Here is a 23394-nt window from a genome sequence, read left to right as displayed (position 1 = left end):
CCATGGAATTCCGCCCCGATATCGGCCAGCTCTCGCCGACCGTGCGCGAGCATCTGGCGCCGGCCAACCTGCTGCGCGCCGGCATCAACCTCTCGAACTTCCTGCTGGTCTCCAGCCGCGGCCCGCAGGGCGAGCCGCAAGGTGTCTCGCCCGACATGGCCCGCGCGCTCGCCGATCTCATCGGCACCGGCCTGCGCTATGTGCCTTACGAAAATCCCGGCCTGCTCGCCGACGCCGCGCCTTGCGACGAATGGGATGTTGGGCTGATCGGCGCCGAGCCGCAGCGGGCCGAGGCGATCAGCTTCACGCCTGCCTATGCCGAGATCGAGGCGACCTATCTGGTCCGCGAGGCCTCGCCGCTGCGCGAGATCGCCGATGTCGATGCTGAGGGCGTCCGCATCGCGGTCAGTGGCCGCGCCGCCTATGGCCTCTGGCTCGACCGCAATATCCGCCGGGGCGAGCTCGTCCGCTCCGGCTCGCTCGACGATTCCGCTGCCGACTTCGTCTCCAAGGAGCTCGATGCGCTGGCGGGCCTGCGCCCGCGCCTGCTCAAGGATGTGCAGGCGATCCCCGGCACGCGCATCCTCGACGGCCACTTCATGAGCGTGCAGCAGGCGATCGGCGTGCCCAAGGCCAAGGCCGAAGCAGCGGCCTACCTTGCCAAATTCGTCGCTGCAGCGAAGGAATCGGGCTTCGTCGCCGCGCTGATCGCAAAGCATGGCGTACAGGGACTGAGCGTCGCGCGCTGATATCAGGCGTCATTCTCGGGCAGAGCGCAGCGCAGACCCGAGAATCTCAGGGCAAGAAGGCATGGAGCCTCATCCGGCATGAGATGCTCGGGTCAAGCCCGAGCATGACGGCGGACGTCAGGTCCCGTCCGTCCCGGCGCCGCAGACCAGCGCGCAGACCTTGCTGCCCGACGCGGGCACGAAACGCTTCGCCTGCAAGGCCGCGACCGCCGCCGCCCCCGAGAGGTCGGCAGCGATGCCGAACTCGAACCAGAGCGATTGCGCCGCCTGCTCCATCTCCGCGTCGCTGACCAGCACGATCTCGTCGACATTTTTGGCGACGGCCTCATAGATCGCCTGGTCGGTGCGCCGGCACGACATGGTCGCGACGCGCGTCTCCAGCTTGTCGAGCGTCACCAGCTTGCCGGCTTCGAGGCAAGCATGCAGCGTCGGCGAGCCATAGGGCTCGATGCCGATGATGCGCGTCTGCGGCCGCAGCGCCTTCACCGCGGTGGAGAGGCCCGTGATCAGCCCGCCGCCGCCGATCGCGACGAGAATGACGTCGACGTCGGGCATCTCGTCGAGGATGTCGAGACCGAGCGTGCCCTGGCCGGCGACCACCACGGGGTCACTGAACGGATGGGCATAGGTCGCGCCGGTCTCCCTGGCGTAGGCGAGCGCTGCGGCATTGGCGTCGTCCCAGATCGCCCCGACGATCTCGACCTCGGCGGCCCAGCGTTTCAGCTTGGCGACCTTGTCGGCGACGACATTGGACGGCAGGAAAATCTTGGCCCTGGCGCCGAGCACATGGGCGGAGCGGGCGATGGCGAGCCCGTGATTGCCGCCTGACGCCGTGACGACGCCGCGCTTGAGCGCGTCCTCCGAGAGCGTCAGCAGCCGGTTCATCGCGCCGCGTGCCTTGAACGAGCCGGCCGCCTGCAGCAATTCGAGCTTCAGCGTCACCGTGCCGCCGAAATCCTCGCGCGAGCCGAGCTGGCCATAGGGCAGGATCGGTGTCTTGCGGACATGCGGCTGGATCCGCCAGCGCGCCGCGCGGATATCGTCGAGGCCGATCACGACAGCACCCCGCGATAGGGCGCCGCCACGATCAGGCAGCAATTGCCCGGCCGGACCCGGCCCGGCTGGCGCCGCCCATAGAGAATGCCGTCGGCGGCGTAATGCAGCGTCTCCGGCGGGCGGGTCGGATCCCAGGTGCAATGGATACGACCTGCCGGCTGGCCGGCGCTGACCTTTTCGCCATTGGCGTGGAAGGGCTCGAAGACGCCGTCCGCCGTGGCGTAGACATAGGCCGCGGTTCCCGGCAGTTCGAGCACCTGCCCGCCGCCGCGGCGCGGCTCCGGCTTGTCGCGGGCGACGATGCCGAGATGATCCAGCACATTGGCGACGCCGCGCCGGCAGATCGCCAGCGCCTCCAGCGAGACGGCGCCGGCGCCAGCCATCTCGGTGCCGACCGTGACGAGGCCCTGCCGGCAGGCGGTCGCCGTCGCGGTGCGCGGCTCGCCGAGATTGGAGATCACCACCGTCATCGGCGCGTCGAAGGCCTGCACCGCCGCGACGTTGCGCTTGTGCAGCTGCGGATCATCGGTCGGCTCGACGATCGCGCTCGGAATGATGTCGAGCGAGGAGCCGCCGGAATGCAGGTCGAGGAAGGCATCGCCAAGCGGCAGGATATGGTCGCTGACGAAGGCCGAGATCTGCTGGGTGATGGTCCCGCGCGGATCGCCGGGGAAGGTGCGGTTGAAGTTGAGCCCGTCGACCGACGAGGTGCGCTTTCCCGCGATCACCGCATGGACATTGTTCGCCGGCATGAGGATCAGCCGCCCCTGAACGCGGCCGGGATCGAGATCGCGGATCAGGTCGCAGATCGCGATCGGGCCCTCGTATTCGTCGCCATGGTTGCCGCCCTCGAGGATCGCGGTCGGCCCCGAGCCGTTCTTGATGATCGCGACCGGGATCCGCGTCGCACCCCAGGCATCGTCATGCGGCGAATGCGGGATCATCAGGAAGCCGACCTGCTTGCCATCCTTCTCCGGATCGACGGTGAGGAAGGCGCTGGATGGGCGAGGGCTAGGCTTCTGGCGGGGGCTGGTCATGGCGGGGCTCGGAAAAAGCTGGGCTCGGGATTGCAGGCACGAGCGCGGGGAACCCTCTCCCGGAGGGAGAGGGCAGGGTGAGGGGTAGGCTGCCTGACCAGTGAGGCGTTGCGCTCACCGCGCGGTCGGGTTCAGGCCAACGTTTCCGATCCAACACCTCACCCCTGCCCCTCTCCTTCCAGGAGAGGGGTTCCCCGCGCCTTACGCGGGAGGCCTGTTGCCGTTTTACAGCGTCGGCAGCGGGTCCATCGGCATGTCCAGATACTTCTTGTGCAGCCGGTCGAGCTCGCCGTTGATCGAGGCGTAGAAGATGAAGCTGTCGAGCCAGCGCACGAGGTTGTGCTGGTCCATCTGCACGCCCATATGCGCCGGGCTGCGACGGATCACGAATTTGCGCTCGAACTCCTTGCTCGGGTTCTGCTTGGCGAGCGCCTGGGCGACGATCGAGTTGGTCGCGAGCAGATCGGCCTGGCCGGTGATATAGGCGGCCGCCGCGGTCGCATCGTCCTCGGTGCGCATCACATTGGCCTTGGGCGCCGATTCCGTGATGGCGAGTTCCTGCGTCGTGCCCTTGGCGGCGGCGACGCGGCTGGAGCCGAGCGTCTCCGGGCTGGTCACATTCGCCGATTTCGCGCCGTAGACGGCAAGGAAGGTGTTGGCATAGGGCGCGGTGAACTGGATCTGCCGGGCGCGCTCCGGCGACAGGCCCATCACCGAGATCACGATGTCGACCTTGTCGGTCAGCAGGAACGGAATCCGGTTGGCGCCGGTGATCTGCTGCATCTCCAGCTTCACGCCCAGGCCCTTGGCGACCATCTCGGCGAGCTCGATGTCGAACCCGATCGGCTTGCGGTTGGCATCCTGCGAGCCGAAGGGCGGGGCATCGAGCGGCACGCCGATGCGCACCACGCCCTTGGACAGGATGTCCTGGAGCTTGTCGGCCTTGGCCTCGACCGCGCCGAACGCGGCGATCGCCATCGCCGCAAGCCCTGCAAATAGTTTACGCATCTTTCTCTCCCCTCGTTGACCGCTACTGGAACCGATCGTCATTGCCTCAGTGCAGCACCGCGCTGAGGAAGGTGGTGAGTTCGGGCGTCTTCGGCTGGGCGAGCACCGCCGCGGCCTGGCCTTCTTCGTGGATGCGGCCCTCGTGCATGAACACGACACGCGAGCCGAACCTTCGGGCAAAGCCCATTTCGTGGGTGACGAGCATCATCGTCATGCCCTCCTGCGCCACGGATTCGAGCACCTTCAGCACCTCGCCGGTGAGCTCCGGGTCGAGCGCCGAGGTGACCTCGTCGAACAGCATCAGCTTCGGCCGCATGGCGAGCGAGCGCGCGATCGCGACGCGCTGCTGCTGGCCGCCGGAGAGCTGCGCGGGATAGGCGTCGAGCTTGTCCGCCAGTCCGACGCGGGCCAGCACCTCGCGGGCGACCTCGCGCGCCTCGTCCGGCTTCTGCTTCTTCACGACGCGCGGCGCGAGCGTGATGTTGTCGCTGACCGAGAGGTGCGGGAACAGGTTGAACTGCTGGAAGACGATGCCGACCTCCTGCCGGAGCTTGCGCAGGTCGGTGGCAGGATCGTTCACCTGAACGCCGTCGATGCGGATCGTGCCGGCCTGGACCGGCTCCAGCCCGTTGACGCAGCGCAGCAGCGTGCTTTTCCCCGAGCCGGAACGGCCGATCACGGCGACGACCTCGCCCTTCTCGATGTCGAGCGAGACGCCCTTCAGGACCTGGTTGGCGCCATAGCTCTTGCTGACGCCATGGATTTCAACGAGCGACATCGAGCTTCCGCTCGAGCGAGCGGCTCCATTGCGTGAGGGGGAAGCACATCGCGAAATAGATGCAGGCGACGGTGATGTAGACGGCGAAGGGCTTGTAGGTGCCGGCCGCAGTGAGCTGGCCCTCACGGGTGAGTTCGACGAAGCCGATCACTGCCGCCAGCGAAGTATTCTTGATCAGCTGCACCAGGAAGCCGACCGTCGGCGGGATCGCGATCCGGATCGATTGCGGGATGATGACGTAGCGGAGTTGCTCACCGAGCGAGAGCCCGAGCGAGGCCCCCGCCTCCCATTGCGTTCTGGCGATCGAGACCAGCGCGCCGCGCCAGATCTCGCCGAGGAAGGCCGAGCCGTAGACCGAGAAGGCGACGGCCGCGGCGATCCAGGGATTGACCGAGATGCCGGCGAGCGGCAGGCCGAAGAAGATCAGGAACAGCCAGACCAGCAACGGCGTGCCCTGGACCAGCTGGATATAGGTCGCCGAAAACCAGCGCAGCGGCGCGATCGGCAGGATACGCAGGATCGCGAGCGCCAGGCCGAGCACGGCCGAGCCGGCGAAGGCAACCGCGGTCAGCGCGATCGTCCAGCGCGCCGCCGCGATCAGGTACATCACGTCGATGAGGCCGAATTCCCGGATCATCGGACGAACACCAGGCGGTAGATCAGGGCGAACAGGCCGCGGAAGCCGATGGCGAGTGCGAGATAGAGCACGCCGATTACCGTATAGACCTCGAAATCGCGGAAGGTGCGCGACTGCACGATCGACGCCGCGTGGAACAGGTCCTGAACCGAGATCTGCGAGGCGACGCTGGTCGCCAGCATCAGCAGCACGAACTGGCTGGCGAGTGCCGGGAACATCGCCTTCAGCGCCGGGAAGACGATGATGTAGCGGAAGACCTGCAGGCCGGAGAGCCCGAGCGAATGCCCGGCCTCGACCTGCGCCTTCGGCACGGCCTCCAGTCCCGCGCGAACGATCTCGGTGGTGTAGGCGCCGAGATTGATCACCAGCGCTATCATCGCCGCCGTGAGCCCGTCGAGCCTGACGCCGAAGCTCGGCAGCCCGAAGAAGATCAGGAAGAGCTGCACCAGGAGCGGCGTGTTGCGGATGATCTCGACATAGGCGCCGACGATGCGGCGCAGCCATGCCGGGCCATAAGTCCGCCCGGCGGCGCAGAGGATGCCGATCAGAAGCCCGCCGACCATCGCGACGACGGAGAGCAGCAGCGTGATCCAGACGCCGTCGAGAATGGACTGCCAGGCCGCAAAGACGTCGCGAAACTGGAGCCCGTATTTCATCGCCGTCAGCCTTGCAGGGCCTGCGGACCATGGGCCCGCCGTCCGGATGCGCTGGATGGATGTCGCGGCGTTGCGCTCATGTCGCTCCCTCTTTACCCGGAGGCTAGTTTGGCTTCTTATTTGATGTCAAGCTTCACATATGAAACAGGCGCAGCATGAGCGTTCTCCCTGAAGCCGATCCAGACGAGAAGGCGGCCTATGCCGCTCCGGCCCTGGAGAAGGGCCTCGATATCCTCGAACTGCTCGCAGAGACCGGCGAGCCGCTCTCGACCCGTGTCATCGCCGAGCGGCTGCAGCGCTCGAAGAGCGAGATCTTCCGCATGGTCTTCGTGCTGCAACAACGCGGCTATCTCGAGCGCGAGCCGGGAACCGACCGGCTCGGCCTGTCGCGGCGCCTGTTCGACCTCGGCATCAGGACACCGGGCGGCAAGCAGCTCACTTCGGTGGTGCTGCCCCTGATGGAACGCTTCAGCGAGGAGAGCGGCCAGGCCGCCCATCTCGTCGTGCTGAGCCGGGCGCAAACCGTGGTGCTTGCCACCACCGCCGGCCATCTCGACGCCAGCGTCATCGTCCGCCCCGGCTATGGCCGCCCGGCGCTCGACGCCAATTCTGGCCTGCTCATCCTCGCCTTCCAATCGGAGGCGCGCCGGCGCGGGCTGATGCGCGAGGCGCCGCCCGAGATCAGGCAGCGCCTCGACGAACCGGCGACGCAGGCCGCGCTCGCCGAGGTCCGGGCGCTCGGGCACCGCATCGCGGCGAGCCGCGACATCCTCGCCGTCACCGACATCGCCTGCCCGGTGATCGGGCCGGCCGGCCATGCCGAGGCGGCGATCCTGGTACCCTGCCTGCAGCGCCACGGCGTCGAGACCGACGAGAATGCGATCCTGCTGGCGCTGAAGGCCTGCGCCGCAGAGGCGGGCCTGCGCCTGCCCTACGGCTAGACTAACCCGAAAAACCCGGAAAACCCGCGCAATTGCCGCAGCGCCACCCAATACTGGCCATATGCTCTCCAAGATTGCTCGCGAATTTGCGCCTAACCGACGCAAGCGCCACGGAGGAGGACGATATGGCCGAGACCGCGACGAACCCGCAGACCATCGTGATGACCGATCCGGAGTGGATCGCGCTGGAGAGCATCAACGAGGAGACGCGCCGCTTCATCTTCGGTGAGGCGATGCTGCGTCTGCTTCAGGGTCGCGGTCTGGCCGAGCCCGGCGACGAGCTCTGGAAGGTCACGCCGGAAGGCCAGCAGGCGCTCGAAGCGCGCAGCCACTGACCTCAACCCCAATTTCGCGTCACATGCGTCGTCCCGGGTGCCCTCACCCGGGACGTTCTCGTTCAAGGTCATGTCCTTAGGCGGTTGCAAGCGCCCGCCGCACAGCCCATCTCAGCGCTACGCCAACTCGCTCACGCATCCCGGACCTGACGCATGAAACGCCCCGTCACGATCACCGTCTCGCATTCGCTCGGCCGCGAGGCGGCCCGCCAGCGGCTGCAAGGCGGTGTCGGCAAGGTCCGCGACAAGCTGGGCAGCTTCGGCATGCAGCTCGTCGATGAGAACTGGCAGGGCGACACGCTGCAATTCGGCGTCGCAGCACTCGGCCAGACCGTCAGCGGCAAGGTCGAGATCGAGGACGCCCTCGTACGCGTCGAGGTGATGCTGCCCCTGATGCTCGCCATCTTCGCCGAGAAGCTCAAGCTCGGGGTCGAGAAGCAGGGCCAGATCCTGCTCGAGCACAAGCCGACCAAGACCTGAGCGTAGCCGCTGCACACCGTGTCGCAGCCTCAGTGCGACTTTTGTCTGTCGTCGAAGGTTGAATTCCCCCGCCGCGATCCGCAAAGTCGCAGGCGCCCCCTTGCCCGCCTGCCCACTGGAGACCCATGCATCACGGCCCATTGATCGCCATCATCGTCATGGGCCTCGGCCTCGCCTTCGTGTTCGGGGCGCTGGCGCAGAAGTTCAGGATTTCCCCTCTCGTCGGCTATCTCCTCGCCGGCGTCGCGGTCGGACCGTTCACCCCCGGTTTCGTCGCCGACCAGAACCTCGCCAACGACCTCGCCGAAATCGGCGTCATCCTACTGATGTTCGGCGTCGGCCTGCATTTCTCGCTGAAGGACCTGCTCTCGGTCAAAGCGATCGCGGTGCCGGGCGCCCTCGTGCAGATCGCCGCCGCGACATTGCTGGGCCTGGGGCTCGCTTTGCTGCTCGGCTGGACCGTGATCGCCGGTCTCGTCTTCGGCCTCGCGCTCTCGGTCGCCAGTACCGTCGTGCTGCTGCGTGCCTTGCAGGAGCGCCGCATCGTCCAGACCGAGAAAGGCAAGATCGCCGTCGGATGGCTGATCGTCGAGGACCTCGCCATGGTGCTGGCGCTGGTGATGATCCCGGCGGTCGCAGACGTGCTGAACGGCGGCTCCGGCACGGCAACGAGCAGCGGACCGCTGGCGACGCGCTTCGATCTCGGCCTCTGGGGCGTGCTCGGCCTGACCCTCGCCAAGGTCGCCGCCTTCGTCGCCTTCATGCTGATCGTCGGGCGCCGGCTGATCCCCTGGATCCTGCACTGGGTCGCCCATACCGGCTCGCGCGAGCTCTTCCGCCTCGCCGTGCTGGCGATCGCGCTCGGCGTCGCCTATCTCGCCGCCAGCCTGTTCGGCGTCTCCTTCGCACTCGGCGCCTTCTTCGCCGGCATGATCCTGAGCGAATCGCCGCTCAGCCATCGCGCCGCCGAGGAATCGCTGCCGCTGCGCGACGCCTTCGCCGTGCTGTTCTTCGTCTCGGTCGGCATGCTGTTCGATCCGGGCATCCTGCTGCGCGCGCCGCTCGCCCTGATCGCGACCATCGCGATCATCCTGTTCGGCAAGTCGCTCGCCGCCTGGCTGATTGTACGCGCCTTCGGCAAGCCCGATCAGGTCGCGCTGACGATCTCGGCCAGCCTCGCGCAGATCGGCGAGTTCTCCTTCATCCTCGCCGGCCTTGGCGTCTCGCTGAAGCTGCTGCCGGAACAGGGCCGCGACCTGATCCTCGCCGGCGCGATCTTCTCGATCCTGCTCAACCCGCTGATGTTCAAGCTGGTCGACCGCTTCGCCCCGCCCGACCCGGCGCCGGCCAAGCCCAAGCCGACCGAACCGAAACCTGCCGAGGCCGCGCCCGCGCCTCAGCCGGAAGCGCCGGCCGCGGCGCCGGAGCCCGAACCTGCGCCGGCCCCCGAACGAGACATCGCCCCGACGGAACTTTCCGACCACATCGTCGTCGTCGGCTATGGCCGCGTCGGCTCACTGCTCGGCGCCGGCCTGGCAGCCATGGGCGAGAAGCTGCTGGTGATCGAGGACCAGGACGACGGCGTCGCCGCCGCCCGCCGTGACGGTGCCGAGGTGCTCGTCGGTAATGCCGCCGACCCGGAAGTGCTCGGCGCTGCTGGCCTTGCGCGGGCAAAGCGCCTCTTCGTCGCCATCCCCGGCAGCTTCGAGGCCGGCCAGGTCTGCGAGCAGGCACGCAAGCAGAACCCTGGCCTGCCGATCGTCGCCCGGGCCCATTCGCTTGCCGAGGTCGAGCATCTCAAGGAATGCGGTGCCAGCCGGACCATCATGGGCGAGGCCGAGATCGCCCGCGCCATGCTGGCGCTCTGCGGCAGGAAGGGCGAGGAGCCGGCTCCGAGCACGCCGAACGCGGCCTGACCTAGCTATCTCCATCCATCAGCGGGTGGAGATCGCGCACCATGCTCTTCAGCCGCTCGTCGAGGACATGGGTGTAGATCTGCGTCGTCGCGATGTCGGCATGGCCCAGCAATTCCTGCACGACACGTAAGTCCGCGCCATTCTGCAGGAGATGGCTGGCGAAGGCATGGCGCAGCACGTGCGGCGAGACCTTGGCCGGCGACAGGCCAGCGGCGGCCGCCAGCGATTTGAGATCGCGCCCGAAGGCCTGGCGGGTCAGGTGCCCGCTCTCGCCATCGGAGGGGAAGAGCCAGCGCCCATCCGCCGCGCCCTGCTCGCGCAGCACGGCCAGATGCGCAGCAGCGGCCACGCGCGCGGCTTCGTTCAGCGGCACCAGCCGATCCTTGTCGCCCTTGCCGCGCACCACCAGGAAGCGCTCGCGGGTCGTCGCGGCCGAGAGCGGCAGCGCAATCAGTTCCGAGACGCGCAGGCCGGTAGCGTAGAGCATCTCGATCAAGCAGCGCATCCTTGACGTGCGCGCCCGCGCGGCCAGTGACTGGCCTTCCTGCTCAGCCATCTGCTGGGCCGTGCCGATCAGCTTGTCCACCTCGGCGACGCTGAGCACCTTCGGTAGCGGCCGGCCGAGCCGCGGTCCTTCGATCGCCGCGGTCGGATCGGTGCCGGCGAGGCCTTCGGTGTAGAGGAAGCGGTGGAACTGCCTGACAGCCGAGAGCCGCCGCGCCGCCGAGGAGGCCTTCAGCCCCCGTTCCGACAACTCGACCAGATAAGCGCGGACATCGTCGGCAGTGGCCGCGGCCGGCCCGCCCTGGCTGGCGGCGAAGCCGAGATAATCCTCGAGATCGCGCTCATAGGCCTCGATCGTGTTCTTGGCCGCGCCGCGCTCGGCCGCCAGCATGTCGAGGAAGCCGGTCAGCCAGGAGCGCGCTTGCTTGCTCATTTCTGCAGCTTCGAGGGCGGCACGATCTCGACCATCTCGCGCGGCTCCGGCTTCACGAAGGTGACCAGCGCGAACATGCCGCCATAGACCAGCCCGGCGATCACGGCCAGGAACGTCAGGAACTTGAACAGCGTCGGCACGGCCGGCGATTCCCCATGCACCCCAACCCGTTATTTCTGATTGGAGGCGTCGGGCGCAAGGGCCGAACCGGAGATCTGCGCGATCTGCAGCCCGCGCAGGCTGTTGCCGACGAACCAGCGCTCCGCTTGCCGCAGGTCGTCAAGGCGCAAGGGCGCCTCGCGAGCAGCACCGGTCTCGACGAGCTCACGACGTAGCACGCCCGGCAGAAGGCCATGCTCCGATGGCGGCGTCAGCAGCACACCGTCACGCTCGACGAAGATGGTGCTGCGGCTGGTCTCGGTGACGAAGCCCTGCCGATTCAGCAGCAGTGCATCGTCGCAGCCTTGCGAAGCCGCTTCGGTGAAAGCCCGTTCATAGACCGTCCGGCGCGTCGTCTTGTGGCGCAGGAAGGGATCGCCGGTATCGACTCGCTGGCTGGCGACAGCGATCCGGAGCGCCTCGCCCCATGCAGGCGGCATTGGTGCGATGGCGACCTCGAACCTGCCGTCACGGCGTAATTCGCAACGCACGCGGCGTTCCTCGCTGAGCTGGAATGGCGCCGCAGCTTCGGCGAGTTGCCGGAGCGCCTGCTCGCGATCGAACCGGAAACCCAGCGCAGCCGCCGACGTGCTCAAGCGTTCGAGATGCAATGCCAGCCGGACATAGCCGTTCGACCAGCGCAACGTCTCGATCAACCCGTAATCCCCAGCGAGATCGGTCAGCACCCGCGCCTTCAGCCGGCACTCGGCATATTCCTCGGCTGGTTTGGAATCGGCGACGATGCCGCCACCGACGCCATAGACGCCCTCGCCATCAGGCAGCAGCGTCGCGGTCCGGATGGCGACGTTGAAGCTGAGGTCGCCGTTCGGCGCGATGATGCCGAGAGAGCCGGTGTAGACCTCGCGCGGCGCGGTTTCGAGTTCCCGGATGATCTCCATCGCCCGCAGCTTCGGCGCGCCGGTGACCGAGCCGCAGGGGAACAGCGCCTGCATCTGCCCGGCCAATGACAGACCCGGCAGCAACGTGCTCGTCACCGTCGAGGTCAGTGTGTGGAAGCCCGGATAGGTCTCGACGCTGAACAGATGGGGCACCTCGACCGAGCCCTGCTCGCTGATGCGGCCAAGGTCGTTGCGCAGCAGGTCGACGATCATCAGGTTCTCGGCCCGCTGCTTCGGGTCGGCGCGGAGTCTCACTTTCGCGGCCTCATCGGCCTGAGCATCGGCGCCGCGCGCCGACGTCCCCTTCATCGGCCGGGTGACGGCGCGCCCGCCAGCGGTCTCGATGAACAGCTCCGGCGAGACCGAGAGGATGCTCGCCTCGCCTGTCGTGACCATGCCGCCATGCGCTACCGGCTGGCTCGCCCGCAGCGCGCCGTAAAGGGCGAGCGGATCGCCGGGATAGCGGAAGCGGATCGGGAAGGTCAGGTTGACCTGATAGGCGTCGCCGGCGTGGAGATAGTCGAGCACGCGCTGCACCGCCGCCGCGTGTGCTGCTTCATCCAGCCCGAACCTCAACTCGTCGAGTGGCGGCGGGCACAGCGCCGCAAAGCTTCGGTCGAGCTCAGCCGGCGCAATCTGGCGCGGCGCCTCGAACAGGCCGAACCAGAGCAGCGGCAGACGGCGCTGCGCCGGCAAAAGCCCGGCCAGCCGCGGCTCGAAGGCATATCCCAGTTCGTAGGAGAGGAAGCCCGCAGCGTGCAGGCCGCGTGCAAGACCAGCTTCGATGCAGGCAAATGCGGCAGCGATCCCGGATGGCTCGTCCGCCTCGACGATCTCGGCGGGATCGGCGAAGAGAAGCGCCTGTCCCGCCCCGCTGCGATCCTCCAGCAGCACGAAGGGCGGCCGCAATCCGGCAATTCCGCAATCCTCTCCGCGCCTCGGCATCATCAGCCCCGTCCCCCTCGTCGGCGCGCTACGAGCCCGACGGGGACGCCGGGGTCAAGCGGCAGTGTAAGGCGCATGGCGGTACCGCGATCCTCATGCTAGAGCGGGCTCAAGGAATTCATTCGATGACGATGGCGGAAACGATCGAACAGGTGGACCGGGAAGCCTTGCGGGCTGCGCTCGGCGCGCGCGCGATTGTGCTGGTGGGCATGATGGGCTCGGGCAAGAGCTCGGTCGGCAAGCGCCTCGGCGCCCGGCTCGGCCTGCCCTTCGTCGACGCCGACACCGAGATCGAGACGGCCGCCGGCATGACGATCCCGGAGATCTTCGCTCAGCGCGGCGAGAGCGAGTTCCGCGACGGCGAGCGCCGCGTCATCGCCCGCATCCTGACGACGCGCGCGCCCCTCGTCCTGGCGACCGGCGGCGGCGCCTTCATGAACGCCGACACCCGCGCCCGCATCGCCGAGCTCGGCGTCTCGATCTGGCTGAAGGCCGAGTTCGACGTGCTGATGCGCCGCGTCCGCAAGCGCAGCAATCGCCCTTTGCTCCAGACCACTGATCCGGAAGCGACCATGCGCCGGATGCTGGCCGAGCGCGAGCCGGTCTATGCGCTGGCCGACATCACGCTGATCTCGCGCGACGACCCGCACGAGGTCGTCGTCGAGGATGCCATGGCGGCGCTCGACCGCCGACTGCGCCAGGAGAACACGCAATGACCGCCCTGGCCCCGGCTGCCGCAGCGGCGGATCGCATCGTGGTGCCGGTCGCGTTGGCCGAGCGTTCCTATGACATCCTGATCGGCCGACATCAGCTCTGCGAGGCTGCCGAGACGATCGCGCGCCTGTCGCCGGGCGCTCGTGCCGCCATCGTCACCGACGAGAATCTCGCCGCACTGCATGCGCCGGCGCTCGAATCCTGCCTGCACCGGGCCGGCATCACCACGACGCGCCTGACCGTTCCGCCGGGCGAGGCGACCAAATCCTATGCCCGCTTCATCGAACTCTGCGACGGTCTGCTCGCCGCCAAGATCGAGCGCAACGACCTCGTCATCGCGCTCGGCGGCGGCGTCGTCGGCGATCTCTCGGGCTTCGCGGCCTCGGTGCTGCGCCGAGGCGTACGCCTGGTGCAGATTCCGACCAGCCTGCTCGCCCAGGTCGATTCCTCCGTCGGCGGCAAGACTGGCATCAATTCCAGCCATGGCAAGAACCTGATCGGCGCCTTCCACCAGCCGGCATTGGTGGTCTGCGACACCGCGCTGCTCGACACGCTGAGCGAACGCGAATTCAAGGCCGGCTATGCCGAGGTGGTGAAGTACGGACTGATCGACGATCTCGCCTTCTTCGACTGGTGCGAGGTCAACTGGCGCCGCGTCATGGACGGCGGTCCCGAGCGCGATCATGCCGTCGCGACCGCCTGCCGAGCCAAGGCCGCGGTGGTCGCGCGCGACGAGCGCGAGGACGGCGATCGCGCCCTGCTCAACCTCGGCCACACCTTTGCCCATGCTCTGGAGCGTCTGACGCGCTACGATTCCACACGCCTCGTCCATGGCGAGGCGGTCGCGATCGGGCTTTGCCTCGCCTTCCGCTTCTCCCAGCGCCTCGGCCTCTGCTCCGGCCAGGATGCCGGCCGCGTCGCCGCTCATCTCGCCGCCGTCGGGCTGCCGACCCGGTTGCAGGACGTGCCCGGCGGTCCAGGAACTGCGGCGGAGATCGTCGAGGCAATGACCCAGGACAAGAAGGTCAAGCGTGGCGCGCTGACTTTCATCCTGGCGCATGGCATCGGCAAGAGCTTCATTGCGCCCGGTGTCGCCACCGAGGCGGCGCACGACTTCATCGAGAGCGAACTCGCGGGGGCCTGACCGCTTCCTCCATGGTAGCCATTCCCCATCTCGACCCCTGGCTGGCCATCGCCGTCGTCGCGCTCGGCGTGTTCCTGACCGGCTTCCTCGCCGCGGCCGATGCTGCGCTCCACGCGATCTCGCGCGCCAGACTCATCCAGCAGGAGAAGGCCGGCAGCCGCCGCGCCGCGATCGTCCTGCGCGTGCTCGGCGATCGCGAGCGCCTGAGCGGCGTCTTCCTGCTGGCCCGGACACTGGTGAAGACCGCAACGGCGAGCTTCGCCGCCTATGCCGCGCTCGCCTCCTTCGGCGTCAGCGGTGCTGCGGGCCTTGCGATCGCGGTCGCACTCATCGTCGTCGTGTTCGGCGAGCTCGCGCCGCGCATGGCGGCCGTCGCCGAGCCCGAGCGTATGGCGCTCAAGCTGGTGCGGCCGGTGGCGCGCCTGCTCGCTCTGCTCGGCCCGCCGGTCCGGCTGATGCAATGGCTGGCGCGGCGCGCGCTCGGCCTGTTCGGCCTGCGGATCGACTCGCAACGTCCAGTGCTGGCGATCGACGAGATCCTGCGCGACCAGGTCGAGTTGATGCGCCAGGAAGGCACGGTCGAGAAAGCTGACGGCGACATGGTCAGCGGCCTGCTCGACCTGAAGCAGCTCGAAGTCGCCGATGTGATGATCCACCGCACCAAGATGCGTACGATCAATCTCGATCTCGGCCCCGAGGCGATCGTCCGCGAAGTACTGGCCTCGCCCTATACCCGCATGCCGCTCTGGCGCGACAAGCCCGAGAACATCGTCGGCATCCTGCACGCCAAGGACCTGCTGCGCGCGCTCGACGCCGCCGGCGGCGACGCCTGCAAGCTCGATGTCGCGGTGATCGCGCTGGAGCCCTGGTTCGTGCCGGTGAACACGCCGTTACCGGAGCAGCTCAAGGGATTCCTCGCCCGCAAGACGCATTTCGCCCTCGCCGTCGACGAGTATGGCGAGGTGATGGGACTGGTGACGCTCGAGGACATCCTCGAGGAGATCGTCGGCGACATCCGCGACGAGCACGACGTCGCCGTACCCGGCCTGCGCCAGCAACCGGACGGGGCGGTCATCGTCGATGGCGGCGTGCCGATCCGCGATCTCAACCGGGCGATGGACTGGCAATTGCCCGACGACGAGGCGACGACCATCGCCGGCCTCGTCATCCACGAGGCCCGCGCCATTCCCGATGCCGGTCAGGCCTTCACCTTCCACGGCTTCCGTTTCGAGGTGATGCGCAAGAGCCGCAACCGGCTGACGGCGCTCCGGGTTGCGCCGGCCGGCAACGTCGCACCGCCCGAGGCAGATGCGGCGACCGCCGCGGTCAGGGGCTGAACACCAGCACCAGGAAAACGAAGAACACCGACAGATGCACCGCCCCCTCCAGCATGGTGGTGCGCGTGCCGGTAAAGGTCAGCGTGCTCAGGAGCAGCGTCATCGACAGGATGACCATGTTGGTGCCGGACAGGCCGAGCACCACCTCCTGCCCGGTGATGAGGCCGATGACCAGCACCGCCGGAACGGTCAGGCCGAGCGTCGAGGCCGCGGCGCCGAGGCAGAGGTTGATGGCGCGCTGCAGCTGGTTGGTGGTGATCGCGCGCAGCGCCGCGATGCATTCGGGCGTGAACACCACCATGGCGATCAGGATGCCGCCGAGCGCAACCGGCGCACCGAGCTTGGCGATGCCGAAATCGAGCACGACAGCGAGGCTCTTCGCCAGGATGACGATCGGCAGGATGTTGGCGAGCAGCAGGACGACATGGGACCGCGTCGAGCCTTCCGAGGGCGGATGCGGCGGCTCCTCGGCCGGCTCGGCACCGGGCGCTGGTGCTGGCATGCGTTCCTGATCGGGCTGCATCCTGGCCCGGGCGTAGGCCGCACCATAAGGCATGTTCGATTCGCCCGCCGGCTCCTTGAAGAAGACACTGTGGCGGCCGGTCTGCAGGACCAGGAAGGCGCCGTAGAGCAGCAAGGTGAAGAGCGAGAAGGCGATCGACTGGAACGTCGTCAAAGTACCGTCCGCGGTCGAGGCGGTGAAGTTCGGCAGCACCAGCGGAATCAGCGTCAGCGGGATGATCACCGCGAGATAGGCCGAGGCGCCCTTGAGATTGTAGCTCTGTGAGAAGTGCCTGAGGCCGCCGATGAAGAGGCCGATGCCGACGACGCCGTTGAGCACGATCATCAGCACCGCGAACATCGTGTCGCGCCCGAGCGTCGGCGCGCCCTTGGCACCCAGCATCACCGCCGAGATCAGCGCCACCTCGATGATGACGATCGAGAGCGTCAGGATCAGCGTGCCATAGGGCTCGCCGAGCCGGTGGGCGATCTCCTCGGCCTCGTGCACCACGCCGAAGGCCGACCAGACGATGATACCGAGCAGCCAGGCGAAGATCAGCAGTGACGGCAAGGGCGCACCAAGCTGTGCGAGCAGCGTGCCGCCGAAGAGCTGGAAGGCTGCGACCGAGGTCCAGGCGCAGGCGAGGCGGGCGATCATCATGTCGGGCAATGAATCCGTATTGAAAGGAGACCGGCGAATAAGCGCCGAAAATGATCTCACAACGGCACGCCTGTGACACGCGATTGTTGACTGGCTCGGGGATCGGCGCCGGAAGAGCCACGGCGGAGTGGCGATCAGCCCAGCTTCGCCAGGAAATCGGTGGCCCTGTAGCCGTCCGGCGTACCGTCCAGGATGATCGCCGCGCTGCGCGAATTGCGCGTCCGGAGCGGCAGGATCGCCTGATAGGCCGGCGAAGCGTACCAGGCATGGGCAGCGCCACGGTCGGGAAAGGCGATGACGACGAGGTCGCCTTCCCACGGCCCCTCCATCACCTCCGGCGTCACGCCATGGATCAGGAAGCGACCGCCGAAGGGCGTGAGGGTCTCGTCGATCAGGCGGATATAGTCGACGATCTCGGGGTTGAGATCGACGTCGCGCAGATGGGCGATGGCATAGGCGGTCATGATGGCTTCCTCGCTTGCGAACGGCCGCTGCGGCCGGTGTCGCGAGAAACCATGCCCGCCAAGGAGCGGCAGGTCGATTACGCCACGGGTAATCGAAGCCGCGCCGCTTCAGTGCTTCGCGAAGGCGTCCAGGATCGCCCCGCCTTCCGCTCCGGCCTTGCCGCGCCAGTCCGCGACCGCGGCCTTGCCGGCAGCCTCGAGCCGCTGCGTCAGATCGGCCGGCAGCTTCGCATGGATGGTGACGCCATTGGCGCGCATGCGGGCATAGTTCTCGTCGAGCCGCGTCCTGATCGCGCTCCACTGCCGCCGCTCGGTCTCGGCCGCAGCCTCGTCGACGACCTGTCTGAGATCGGCCGGCAGCGCCTCGTAGGCTTTGAGATTCACCGTCGCCAGCGAGATCGGCAGCGCGTAGTTCACCTCGCTGAAATGCGGCAGGAACTGCCAGAGATTGCGCCCGGCCCCGCCATCCCCCGATGACAGCACAGCCGTGACCGAACCGTCCTTCACCTTCGGCATGGCGTCGGCGAAGGACAGGTTCACCGCCTTGGCGCCGGCATTGCCCATCACCGTGGTCGAGGTCGCGTCATAGGTGCGGATCGACAGGCCGTCGAGATCCCTGGCCGAGGTTACCGGCTCCTTCGACCAGATGCCGGAGGCCGGCCACGGCGTGGTATAAAGGATGCGCTGGCCATAACCGGCTAAGACCTTGGCATAGGTCGGGCCGGCGATCTCGGTCAGGCGCTTCGCATCGTCGATCGAGGTCGCGAGGAACGGCAGCGACGACAGCCCGAAGAGCGGATTCACGGCGCCGAGCGCCCCGGCGAAGGCATCGCCCGCTGCGACCTTCCCTTCCTGCACGGCAGCGACCATGCCGGCCGACTTGATCCCCTTTGCCGCGTCGAAGCTCGGGGTGATCGTCAGCCGCCCGCCCGAGCGCTCGTTCACAAGCCGCGCGAAGGTCGCGACGCCCTCGCCTGGGATGGCGCTGGCAGGATATTCGGTCGGCATCTCCCAGACGGTCTGGGCGAAGGCGGCGGGCGACAGGCTGAGAGCCAGCGCGATAGCAGGCAGGAGGCGGCGCATGGACAGGTCTCCGTGTTGGTCGAGCAGCGGCTAGATTCGTGTCCGGGCAGGCAGGATCGGAGCAAGACCCGGCTGCACCGCCCTCACGCGCCAGGCAGCTTCTGTGCCAGCGGACTGGTCTCTCCTTCCTGGAGCTGGGTCACCGGCTTGTCGGTGACGAGATACTGCGCTCGCGCCAGCGCCGCGAAGCGCCCACCCTTGGCGACGAGTTCCTCGAAGGAGCCCATCTCGATCACCCTGCCCTGCTCGAACACCAGGATGCGGTCGGCATTGCGGATGGTGGCGAGGCGGTGCGCAATGACGAAGGTGGTGCGGCCCTTCATCACCTCGTCGAGCGCCTTCTGCAGCTTCACTTCGGTCGCGGCGTCGAGGGCCGAGGTCGCCTCGTCCAGGATCAGGATCGGCGGGTTCTTGAGCAAGGCGCGCGCGATCGACAGGCGCTGGCGCTCGCCGCCGGACAGGGTACGGCCGCGCTCGCCGACGATGGTGTCGAGCCCGTCGGTTTGGCGCGCCATGACTTCGGTCGCCTGCGCCCGGTCGAGCGCCTCCATCATCTCGGCATCGGTCGCGTCGGGCTTGCCGACGGTAAGGTTCTCGCGGATCGAGCGGGCGAACAGCATCGGCTCCTGGAAGACGACACCGATATTGCGCCGGAGCGAGAGCAGCGAGATCTCGCGGATGTCGCGGCCATCGGCGAGGATGCGGCCCGATTGTGGATCGAAGGCGCGGTGCAGCAGGCCCAGCGTGGTCGACTTGCCCGAGCCGGTCGAGCCGACGATGGCGATGGTCTCGCCGGGTTTCACCTCGAAGGAGACGTCGGCGACCGCGGCGCGCTTGCCGTCATAGGAGAAGGAGACGTCGTCGAAGGCGATGCGTCCCTCCAGGCGCCCGGCATCGGGCGCGCCCGGCAGGTCGCGCACTGCCGGCAGCGTGTCGATCACCTCGAAGAACTCGCGCATCTTCGGCGCCTGCATGAAGATGAAGTTCACGAAGGCGACGATCTGCTCGAGTCGGCCGACCAGCATGGTGGCGAAGCCCATGAAGGTGACGATCTCGCCGACCGTGGTCAGCCCCTGCATCAGCAGCCAGGTGCCGACGACGAAGATCGAGAGCACGGTCAGCGTCGCCGAGGCCCGGGTCGCGACCGTGGCGACCGCCCACCAGGTCAGCACCGGGATCTGCGCTTCGAGCAGGCTGGTTATGGTGTTGCGCAGGCCGCGCACCTCGGCCTCGATCCGGGTGAAACTCTGGATCACCGGGACGTTGCCGAGCGCATCCGATGCCCGCTCGGCCAGGCTCGAATGATAGGCCTCGACATTGCTCTGCAATTTGTCGGTCTTGCGCAGCACGAAGGCCGTGAGCGTGCCGAACAGCACGACGAGGAAGATCAGCACCAGGCCGAGCTGCCAGTTCTTCCACAGCGTGAACGGCAAGAGGATGAAGAGCGCGACGAAGCTGGCGCAATGCTCCCGGAAGAAGGAGAGCCACAGCGCCCACATGCCGCTGGTGCCTTCCAGCATCACCTTGAGCACGCGACCGGAATGGGTCTGCGTGTGGTAGGCGAGCGGCAGCGTCAGCGCGTGCTCGAAATAATTCGCCATCACCGCGAGCCGCCGGCGATGCGCCAGACGATCGGCGAACAGCGCCACGAAGACGCCGGCGCCGATATTGAACAGGCCGAAGCCGACCCAGGCGGCGAGCAGGACGCTAATGTCGGCCCAGCTCGGGCGCGTGCCGGCCGTCTGCAGGCTGGTCAGCTTGTCGATCAACGCGCCGAACAGCATCGGCTCGGCAAAGGCGGCGCCCGCCAGCGCGACGTTGGCGATGGCGAGGATGAGCCCGAGGCGCCGTTCCGGGCCGAGCTCGCCGAGGACGCGGGCGTAGATCGCAAGCAAAGACATCGCAGCGCAGCTTTAGACGACGGCGCAGCCTGAGCAAGTCCTCAACCCTTAACGCTTCCTTCAAGCGCCGTTCCTTATGGTTTGCGCGAGAGCGTGGCGTTGGCGGCACGGCTGCGCAAGCCGGCTTGGGGTGGCTCATGGATATCGCGACCGGCGCAGGTATCATCGGCGGCATCGCCACGATCGTCGCATTGATCATGATCGATGGCGGCAACTTCGCCGCCTATTGGGACAAGCACGCCGCCATCATCATCTTCGGCGGCGCCTCGGCCGCGACCATGCTGCGCTTTCCCTTCTCGGTGATCGCGCACGGCCTGCCGATGGGCATCCGCTTCGCCTTCACCATGCGCTCGATCCATCCGCGCGAGCTGATCGACGAAATCACCCGCGTCGCCGAGATCAACCGCAAGAGCGGTCCGGTCGCGCTCGAGAATGTCGAGGTCTCCGACGCGTTCCTGGCCCAGGGCCTGCGCTATATCGCCGACGGCTATGACAAGGACTTCATCCGCGACACGATGGAGCGCGACCGCGACAACTTCCTGCAGCGGCTCGACGAAGGCTCCAAGGTCTATCGCGCCATCGGCGACTGCGCTCCTGCCTGGGGCATGATCGGCACGATTCTCGGCATGGTCACCATGTTCGCCAACATGTCCGATCCGTCCAAGCTCGGCCCGGCCATGGCGACGGCGCTGCTGGCGACGCTCTACGGCGCCATGGTCGCCAACATGTTCACCCTGCCGATCGCCGACAAGCTGCACATCAAGCTCGAGGAGGAGGAGATCTCGCGCACGCTGATCATCGACGGCGTGCTGCAGATGCGCGACGCCAAGAGCCCGACGCTGGTGCGCGAAATGCTCCTCGCCTATCTGCCCGACCATCATCGCGCCGAGATGGCCGAAGCCACCTGAGCGGACCCTAGCGATGGCCAAGAAGAAGCGCGGCGGGCATGGCGGTCACGGCTGGTTCGTGACCTTCGCCGACCTGATGGCCCTGCTCATGGCCTTCTTCGTCATGGTCGCCGCCTATTCCAGCCAGGACAAGCAGAAGCTCCAGATCGTCGCCGGCTCGATGCGCGAGGCCTTCGGCACGCAGCGCGACTTCAAGCTCGCCGGCATCGTCGAGGTCGACGGCATCCCGACCAAGACGCACATCAAGAACGCCTATGTCCGTCCGATCGAGGACGCCTCCGACAACACCGCGCCGAACCACAACCAGCAGAAGGAAGACGGGCTGGTCGCGGCTACCCATGACCGCGGCTTTGCGCTCGCCGCAGCCTCGCTGCGCCAGGCCTTGCGGGAGATGCCGGAGATCGGCGAGCTCTCGCGCAACATCCTGATCGAGGTCTCCGAGCAGGGCATCGACATCCAGCTCGTCGACCAGGACGGCCGCGCCATGTTCGACGAAGGCTCGACGATACCGAACGAGCGCATGCGCCGGCTGCTCGCGGCGATCGCACCGACGCTGCGGCGCATGCCCAACAAGATCGCCATCACCGGCCACACCGCGGCGCAGCGGCCGGGCACGATCGCACCCGGCAATCCCTGGGCGCTCTCGGTCGGCCGCGCCTCGGCGGTGCGCGAGATTCTCGGCAATGCCGGCGTGCCCGACGAGCGCTTCAGCTCGGTCACCGGCAAGGCCGACACCGAGCCGCTGGTCAAGGACAACCCCTATCTCGCCTTCAACCGTCGTGTCGGCATCGTGCTCAAGGCGGATGCGCCGCCGCTGCCGATCGGCGCCAAGCCCTGAGGCGCTGAGCATGCCGCGCTCGGCGCTTCGCAAGCAGGCGCTGACAGCCGCCTGCTCGCCACGTGTCCGGCCAGTGCCGAGCCGCTGCCTGCAGGCTTCGTGCGGCTGCGCGAGCTCGCGCCGGCGATCGTGCAGGACATGCGCTATGCATCGCCGTTCAATTTCACCGGCGCGGCCGTGCCCGGCTATGACCGGAGTGAATGCGTCCTGACACGCGCGGCGGCGAACGCGCTGATCCGCGCCGAAAAGCGCCTGTCCCAACAGGGTTATGGTCTGAAGCTGTTCGACTGCTACCGGCCCGCCCGGGCCGTCGCTGCTTTCAACGACTGGGTAAAGCAGCCGGGCGCTCCTGACCTTGGCCGCATCTTCCATCCTGGCATTGCGAGGGGCGATCTCGTCACCAGAGGCTACATCGCCGCCAATTCGAGCCACTCGCGCGGCTCCACTGTCGATGTCGGCCTCGTCCGCGCCGGCGGCGCCACCTTGCCGACACCCGTCGATGCCGGCCCCTGCGACGGACCTCTGGCGACCCGCCCGCGCGAGACCGACCTCGATCTCGGCACGAGCTTCGACTGCTTTTCGGAGAAAAGCGCGCTCGGCCATCCCGGCGTCACGAACCAGGTGCGCCGCAATCGCACCATCCTCGCTACCGCGATGAGCGCCGAGGGCTTCCGTGGCTACGGCAAGGAGTGGTGGCACTTCACGCTCGCGAAGGAGCCGTTTCCGAAGACGTCCTTCGACTTCGCGATCGAATGACCGTGTCAGCCACGCCTGCTCACGGGGCGACGACGAGCGCCCAGTAGACCTGGTACTTCGACCCCGCCGCATAGGCCGAGGCGATGCCCATGCGCGTCGCGTTCGGCGCCTTCATCACCCGGTCGTGCTGCGGCGAGTCGCGCCAGCCCGAGAAGGCCTCGGCGAGGCGGCGATAGCCGGCCGAGAGATTGGCTTCGGCGCCGGGCTGTCCGGCCCGGGCCAGCCTGGCCTTCACCGCCTCGGCCTGGGCCGGCTTGTCGGCGGCGGCCATGGCGGCGGCTTCCTGCTCGGCCGCCTGCATCAGCTCTGGATCGAGCTTTAGCGTGCCCAGGCCGGCATTGAGCCGATAGGCCGAGATCGTCGCACGCGCCGCCTCGGCATCGACCCTGGCCGAGGGCGAGCCAAGATCGCGATAGAAGGCCGGCTGGGTCCGGACCGGCTCGGTGCAGCCGGCGAGGTTGAACAGCGACAAGGCTGCTGCGAGCGCGGCGGGGCAGCTCATCGAACGCAGCCGCTGCGGGCGCGCGGAGAGCGCGGGAAGAAGGCGCATCGCA

25 protein-coding genes are annotated in these 23394 nt (G+C 67.7%); 11 read left to right on the top strand and 14 right to left on the bottom strand.

The window, feature by feature from the left end; all coding sequences use genetic code 11:
• The first annotated feature begins 2 nt into the window (after window positions 1-2).
• Window positions 3-749 carry a transporter substrate-binding domain-containing protein gene (locus ACQKLX_RS03505; protein ID WP_427359536.1) on the top strand — a complete coding sequence of 249 codons (747 nt, stop codon included), beginning with the start codon at window positions 3-5 and terminating at the stop codon, window positions 747-749.
• Between the two features lie 117 nt (window positions 750-866).
• Here ACQKLX_RS03505 and ACQKLX_RS03500 read toward each other — a convergent pair whose 3' ends face one another.
• The 6 genes from ACQKLX_RS03500 to ACQKLX_RS03475 all read right to left on the bottom strand — a co-directional run bounded on the left by ACQKLX_RS03500 (window position 867) and on the right by ACQKLX_RS03475 (window position 5921).
• Window positions 867-1805 carry a threonine ammonia-lyase gene (locus tag ACQKLX_RS03500; RefSeq protein WP_427359534.1) on the bottom strand — a complete coding sequence of 313 codons (939 nt, stop codon included), beginning with the start codon at window positions 1803-1805 and terminating at the stop codon, window positions 867-869.
• Window positions 1802-2842, bottom strand: coding sequence for a succinylglutamate desuccinylase/aspartoacylase family protein (locus ACQKLX_RS03495; protein WP_427359532.1), 1041 nt, complete (start codon window positions 2840-2842; stop codon window positions 1802-1804). Before ACQKLX_RS03495 ends, ACQKLX_RS03500 begins: the two co-directional genes overlap by 4 nt.
• 225 nt (window positions 2843-3067) lie before the next feature.
• A complete protein-coding gene (locus tag ACQKLX_RS03490) occupies window positions 3068-3850 on the bottom strand; it encodes a transporter substrate-binding domain-containing protein (protein WP_427359530.1) in 783 nt (260 codons plus the stop codon).
• Between the two features lie 46 nt (window positions 3851-3896).
• Entirely contained in the window at window positions 3897-4628 is a 732-nt protein-coding gene (locus ACQKLX_RS03485) for an amino acid ABC transporter ATP-binding protein (RefSeq protein WP_427359529.1), read from the bottom strand.
• Window positions 4615-5265: an amino acid ABC transporter permease gene (locus ACQKLX_RS03480; RefSeq protein ID WP_346358232.1), complete on the bottom strand. Its 651-nt coding sequence runs from the start codon at window positions 5263-5265 to the stop codon at window positions 4615-4617. The genes ACQKLX_RS03485 and ACQKLX_RS03480 overlap by 14 nt, the downstream gene beginning before the upstream one ends.
• Entirely contained in the window at window positions 5262-5921 is a 660-nt protein-coding gene (locus tag ACQKLX_RS03475; RefSeq protein WP_427359526.1) for an amino acid ABC transporter permease, read from the bottom strand. The genes ACQKLX_RS03480 and ACQKLX_RS03475 overlap by 4 nt, the downstream gene beginning before the upstream one ends.
• A 155-nt stretch (window positions 5922-6076) precedes the next feature.
• On the opposite strand from ACQKLX_RS03475, the gene ACQKLX_RS03470 reads away from it, so the two are divergent.
• From ACQKLX_RS03470 to ACQKLX_RS03455, 4 genes are all read left to right on the top strand, one after another.
• Entirely contained in the window at window positions 6077-6862 is a 786-nt protein-coding gene (locus ACQKLX_RS03470) for an IclR family transcriptional regulator (RefSeq protein WP_427359524.1), read from the top strand.
• 125 nt (window positions 6863-6987) lie between these two features.
• Window positions 6988-7197 (top strand): hypothetical protein, encoded by a 210-nt coding sequence (locus ACQKLX_RS03465; protein WP_100962668.1) that lies wholly within the window; start codon window positions 6988-6990, stop codon window positions 7195-7197.
• 153 nt (window positions 7198-7350) lie between these two features.
• A complete protein-coding gene (locus ACQKLX_RS03460) occupies window positions 7351-7677 on the top strand; it encodes a polyhydroxyalkanoic acid system family protein (RefSeq protein ID WP_427359522.1) in 327 nt (108 codons plus the stop codon).
• A gap of 125 nt (window positions 7678-7802) precedes the next feature.
• Window positions 7803-9593 carry a cation:proton antiporter domain-containing protein gene (locus tag ACQKLX_RS03455; protein ID WP_427359520.1) on the top strand — a complete coding sequence of 597 codons (1791 nt, stop codon included), beginning with the start codon at window positions 7803-7805 and terminating at the stop codon, window positions 9591-9593.
• A gap of 1 nt (window position 9594) precedes the next feature.
• Here the strand turns inward: ACQKLX_RS03455 and ACQKLX_RS03450 are convergent, their stop codons facing one another.
• Genes ACQKLX_RS03450 through ACQKLX_RS03440 form a run of 3 tightly spaced genes read right to left on the bottom strand, consistent with a single transcriptional unit; the run spans window position 9595 to window position 12533 of the window.
• Window positions 9595-10530 (bottom strand): site-specific tyrosine recombinase XerD, encoded by a 936-nt coding sequence (locus ACQKLX_RS03450; RefSeq protein ID WP_427359518.1) that lies wholly within the window; start codon window positions 10528-10530, stop codon window positions 9595-9597.
• Complete coding sequence (locus ACQKLX_RS03445; RefSeq protein WP_427359517.1) at window positions 10527-10670, bottom strand: histidine kinase; 144 nt, start codon at window positions 10668-10670, stop codon at window positions 10527-10529. Before ACQKLX_RS03445 ends, ACQKLX_RS03450 begins: the two co-directional genes overlap by 4 nt.
• Before the next feature lie 30 nt (window positions 10671-10700).
• Window positions 10701-12533: an aminodeoxychorismate synthase component I gene (locus ACQKLX_RS03440; protein ID WP_427359515.1), complete on the bottom strand. Its 1833-nt coding sequence runs from the start codon at window positions 12531-12533 to the stop codon at window positions 10701-10703.
• A gap of 125 nt (window positions 12534-12658) precedes the next feature.
• Here ACQKLX_RS03440 and ACQKLX_RS03435 point away from each other — a divergent pair, with 125 nt between their 5' ends.
• Genes ACQKLX_RS03435 through ACQKLX_RS03425 form a run of 3 tightly spaced genes read left to right on the top strand, consistent with a single transcriptional unit; the run spans window position 12659 to window position 15728 of the window.
• On the top strand, window positions 12659-13249 hold the full coding sequence (locus tag ACQKLX_RS03435) for a shikimate kinase (protein WP_427359514.1): 591 nt from the start codon (window positions 12659-12661) through the stop codon (window positions 13247-13249).
• Entirely contained in the window at window positions 13246-14391 is a 1146-nt protein-coding gene (gene aroB, locus ACQKLX_RS03430; protein WP_427359512.1) for a 3-dehydroquinate synthase, read from the top strand. Before ACQKLX_RS03435 ends, aroB begins: the two co-directional genes overlap by 4 nt.
• Window positions 14392-14402: 11 nt before the next feature.
• Window positions 14403-15728 (top strand): HlyC/CorC family transporter, encoded by a 1326-nt coding sequence (locus ACQKLX_RS03425; RefSeq protein WP_427359510.1) that lies wholly within the window; start codon window positions 14403-14405, stop codon window positions 15726-15728.
• Here the strand turns inward: ACQKLX_RS03425 and ACQKLX_RS03420 are convergent.
• From ACQKLX_RS03420 to ACQKLX_RS03405, 4 genes are all read right to left on the bottom strand, one after another.
• Window positions 15718-16890, bottom strand: coding sequence for a calcium:cation antiporter (locus tag ACQKLX_RS03420; protein ID WP_427359508.1), 1173 nt, complete (start codon window positions 16888-16890; stop codon window positions 15718-15720). The genes ACQKLX_RS03425 and ACQKLX_RS03420 overlap by 11 nt on opposite strands.
• A gap of 134 nt (window positions 16891-17024) precedes the next feature.
• Complete coding sequence (locus ACQKLX_RS03415) at window positions 17025-17354, bottom strand: DUF1330 domain-containing protein (RefSeq protein ID WP_427359507.1); 330 nt, start codon at window positions 17352-17354, stop codon at window positions 17025-17027.
• Between the two features lie 108 nt (window positions 17355-17462).
• A complete protein-coding gene (locus ACQKLX_RS03410; RefSeq protein ID WP_427359505.1) occupies window positions 17463-18437 on the bottom strand; it encodes a TRAP transporter substrate-binding protein in 975 nt (324 codons plus the stop codon).
• Window positions 18438-18520: 83 nt separating this feature from the next.
• Window positions 18521-20338, bottom strand: coding sequence for a glucan ABC transporter ATP-binding protein/ permease (locus tag ACQKLX_RS03405; RefSeq protein WP_427359503.1), 1818 nt, complete (start codon window positions 20336-20338; stop codon window positions 18521-18523).
• A 137-nt stretch (window positions 20339-20475) separates the two neighbouring features.
• Between ACQKLX_RS03405 and ACQKLX_RS03400 the strand changes: the two genes are divergently transcribed.
• The 3 genes from ACQKLX_RS03400 to ACQKLX_RS03390 all read left to right on the top strand — a co-directional run bounded on the left by ACQKLX_RS03400 (window position 20476) and on the right by ACQKLX_RS03390 (window position 22840).
• Complete coding sequence (locus tag ACQKLX_RS03400; protein WP_427359501.1) at window positions 20476-21246, top strand: motility protein A; 771 nt, start codon at window positions 20476-20478, stop codon at window positions 21244-21246.
• A gap of 13 nt (window positions 21247-21259) precedes the next feature.
• Window positions 21260-22084 carry an OmpA/MotB family protein gene (locus ACQKLX_RS03395; protein WP_427359499.1) on the top strand — a complete coding sequence of 275 codons (825 nt, stop codon included), beginning with the start codon at window positions 21260-21262 and terminating at the stop codon, window positions 22082-22084.
• A gap of 99 nt (window positions 22085-22183) precedes the next feature.
• Window positions 22184-22840: a M15 family metallopeptidase gene (locus ACQKLX_RS03390; RefSeq protein ID WP_427359498.1), complete on the top strand. Its 657-nt coding sequence runs from the start codon at window positions 22184-22186 to the stop codon at window positions 22838-22840.
• Between the two features lie 19 nt (window positions 22841-22859).
• On the opposite strand, the gene ACQKLX_RS03385 is transcribed toward ACQKLX_RS03390, so the two are convergent.
• Complete coding sequence (locus ACQKLX_RS03385) at window positions 22860-23390, bottom strand: CAP domain-containing protein (RefSeq protein WP_427359496.1); 531 nt, start codon at window positions 23388-23390, stop codon at window positions 22860-22862.
• Window positions 23391-23394 lie beyond the last annotated feature (4 nt).

The organism is Allobosea sp. NPDC003192 (genome assembly GCF_050275675.1).
GTDB lineage: Bacteria > Pseudomonadota > Alphaproteobacteria > Rhizobiales > Beijerinckiaceae > Allobosea.
Note: the sequence above shows the minus strand (reverse complement) of the source record. Positions and strands in the feature narration are given on the sequence as shown.

Excerpts from the sequence above, each read along its gene's own strand:
- ACQKLX_RS03475 (WP_427359526.1), bottom strand. The coding sequence starts at position 5,921 with ATGAAATACGGGCTCCAGTTTCGCGACGTCTTTGCGGCCTGGCAGTCC.
- ACQKLX_RS03435 (WP_427359514.1), top strand. The coding sequence starts at position 12,659 with ATGACGATGGCGGAAACGATCGAACAGGTGGACCGGGAAGCCTTGCGG.
- aroB (WP_427359512.1), top strand. The coding sequence starts at position 13,246 with ATGACCGCCCTGGCCCCGGCTGCCGCAGCGGCGGATCGCATCGTGGTG.
- ACQKLX_RS03395 (WP_427359499.1), top strand. The coding sequence starts at position 21,260 with ATGGCCAAGAAGAAGCGCGGCGGGCATGGCGGTCACGGCTGGTTCGTG.
- ACQKLX_RS03385 (WP_427359496.1), bottom strand. The coding sequence starts at position 23,390 with ATGCGCCTTCTTCCCGCGCTCTCCGCGCGCCCGCAGCGGCTGCGTTCG.
- ACQKLX_RS03415 (WP_427359507.1), bottom strand. The coding sequence starts at position 17,354 with ATGACCGCCTATGCCATCGCCCATCTGCGCGACGTCGATCTCAACCCC.
- ACQKLX_RS03490 (WP_427359530.1), bottom strand. The coding sequence starts at position 3,850 with ATGCGTAAACTATTTGCAGGGCTTGCGGCGATGGCGATCGCCGCGTTC.
- ACQKLX_RS03480 (WP_346358232.1), bottom strand. The coding sequence starts at position 5,265 with ATGATCCGGGAATTCGGCCTCATCGACGTGATGTACCTGATCGCGGCG.
- ACQKLX_RS03410 (WP_427359505.1), bottom strand. The coding sequence starts at position 18,437 with ATGCGCCGCCTCCTGCCTGCTATCGCGCTGGCTCTCAGCCTGTCGCCC.
- ACQKLX_RS03440 (WP_427359515.1), bottom strand. The coding sequence starts at position 12,533 with ATGCCGAGGCGCGGAGAGGATTGCGGAATTGCCGGATTGCGGCCGCCC.
- ACQKLX_RS03470 (WP_427359524.1), top strand. The coding sequence starts at position 6,077 with ATGAGCGTTCTCCCTGAAGCCGATCCAGACGAGAAGGCGGCCTATGCC.
- ACQKLX_RS03455 (WP_427359520.1), top strand. The coding sequence starts at position 7,803 with ATGCATCACGGCCCATTGATCGCCATCATCGTCATGGGCCTCGGCCTC.
- ACQKLX_RS03495 (WP_427359532.1), bottom strand. The coding sequence starts at position 2,842 with ATGACCAGCCCCCGCCAGAAGCCTAGCCCTCGCCCATCCAGCGCCTTC.
- ACQKLX_RS03460 (WP_427359522.1), top strand. The coding sequence starts at position 7,351 with ATGAAACGCCCCGTCACGATCACCGTCTCGCATTCGCTCGGCCGCGAG.
- ACQKLX_RS03405 (WP_427359503.1), bottom strand. The coding sequence starts at position 20,338 with ATGTCTTTGCTTGCGATCTACGCCCGCGTCCTCGGCGAGCTCGGCCCG.
- ACQKLX_RS03420 (WP_427359508.1), bottom strand. The coding sequence starts at position 16,890 with ATGATGATCGCCCGCCTCGCCTGCGCCTGGACCTCGGTCGCAGCCTTC.
- ACQKLX_RS03465 (WP_100962668.1), top strand. The coding sequence starts at position 6,988 with ATGGCCGAGACCGCGACGAACCCGCAGACCATCGTGATGACCGATCCG.
- ACQKLX_RS03505 (WP_427359536.1), top strand. The coding sequence starts at position 3 with ATGGAATTCCGCCCCGATATCGGCCAGCTCTCGCCGACCGTGCGCGAG.
- ACQKLX_RS03400 (WP_427359501.1), top strand. The coding sequence starts at position 20,476 with ATGGATATCGCGACCGGCGCAGGTATCATCGGCGGCATCGCCACGATC.
- ACQKLX_RS03425 (WP_427359510.1), top strand. The coding sequence starts at position 14,403 with ATGGTAGCCATTCCCCATCTCGACCCCTGGCTGGCCATCGCCGTCGTC.
- ACQKLX_RS03485 (WP_427359529.1), bottom strand. The coding sequence starts at position 4,628 with ATGTCGCTCGTTGAAATCCATGGCGTCAGCAAGAGCTATGGCGCCAAC.
- ACQKLX_RS03450 (WP_427359518.1), bottom strand. The coding sequence starts at position 10,530 with ATGAGCAAGCAAGCGCGCTCCTGGCTGACCGGCTTCCTCGACATGCTG.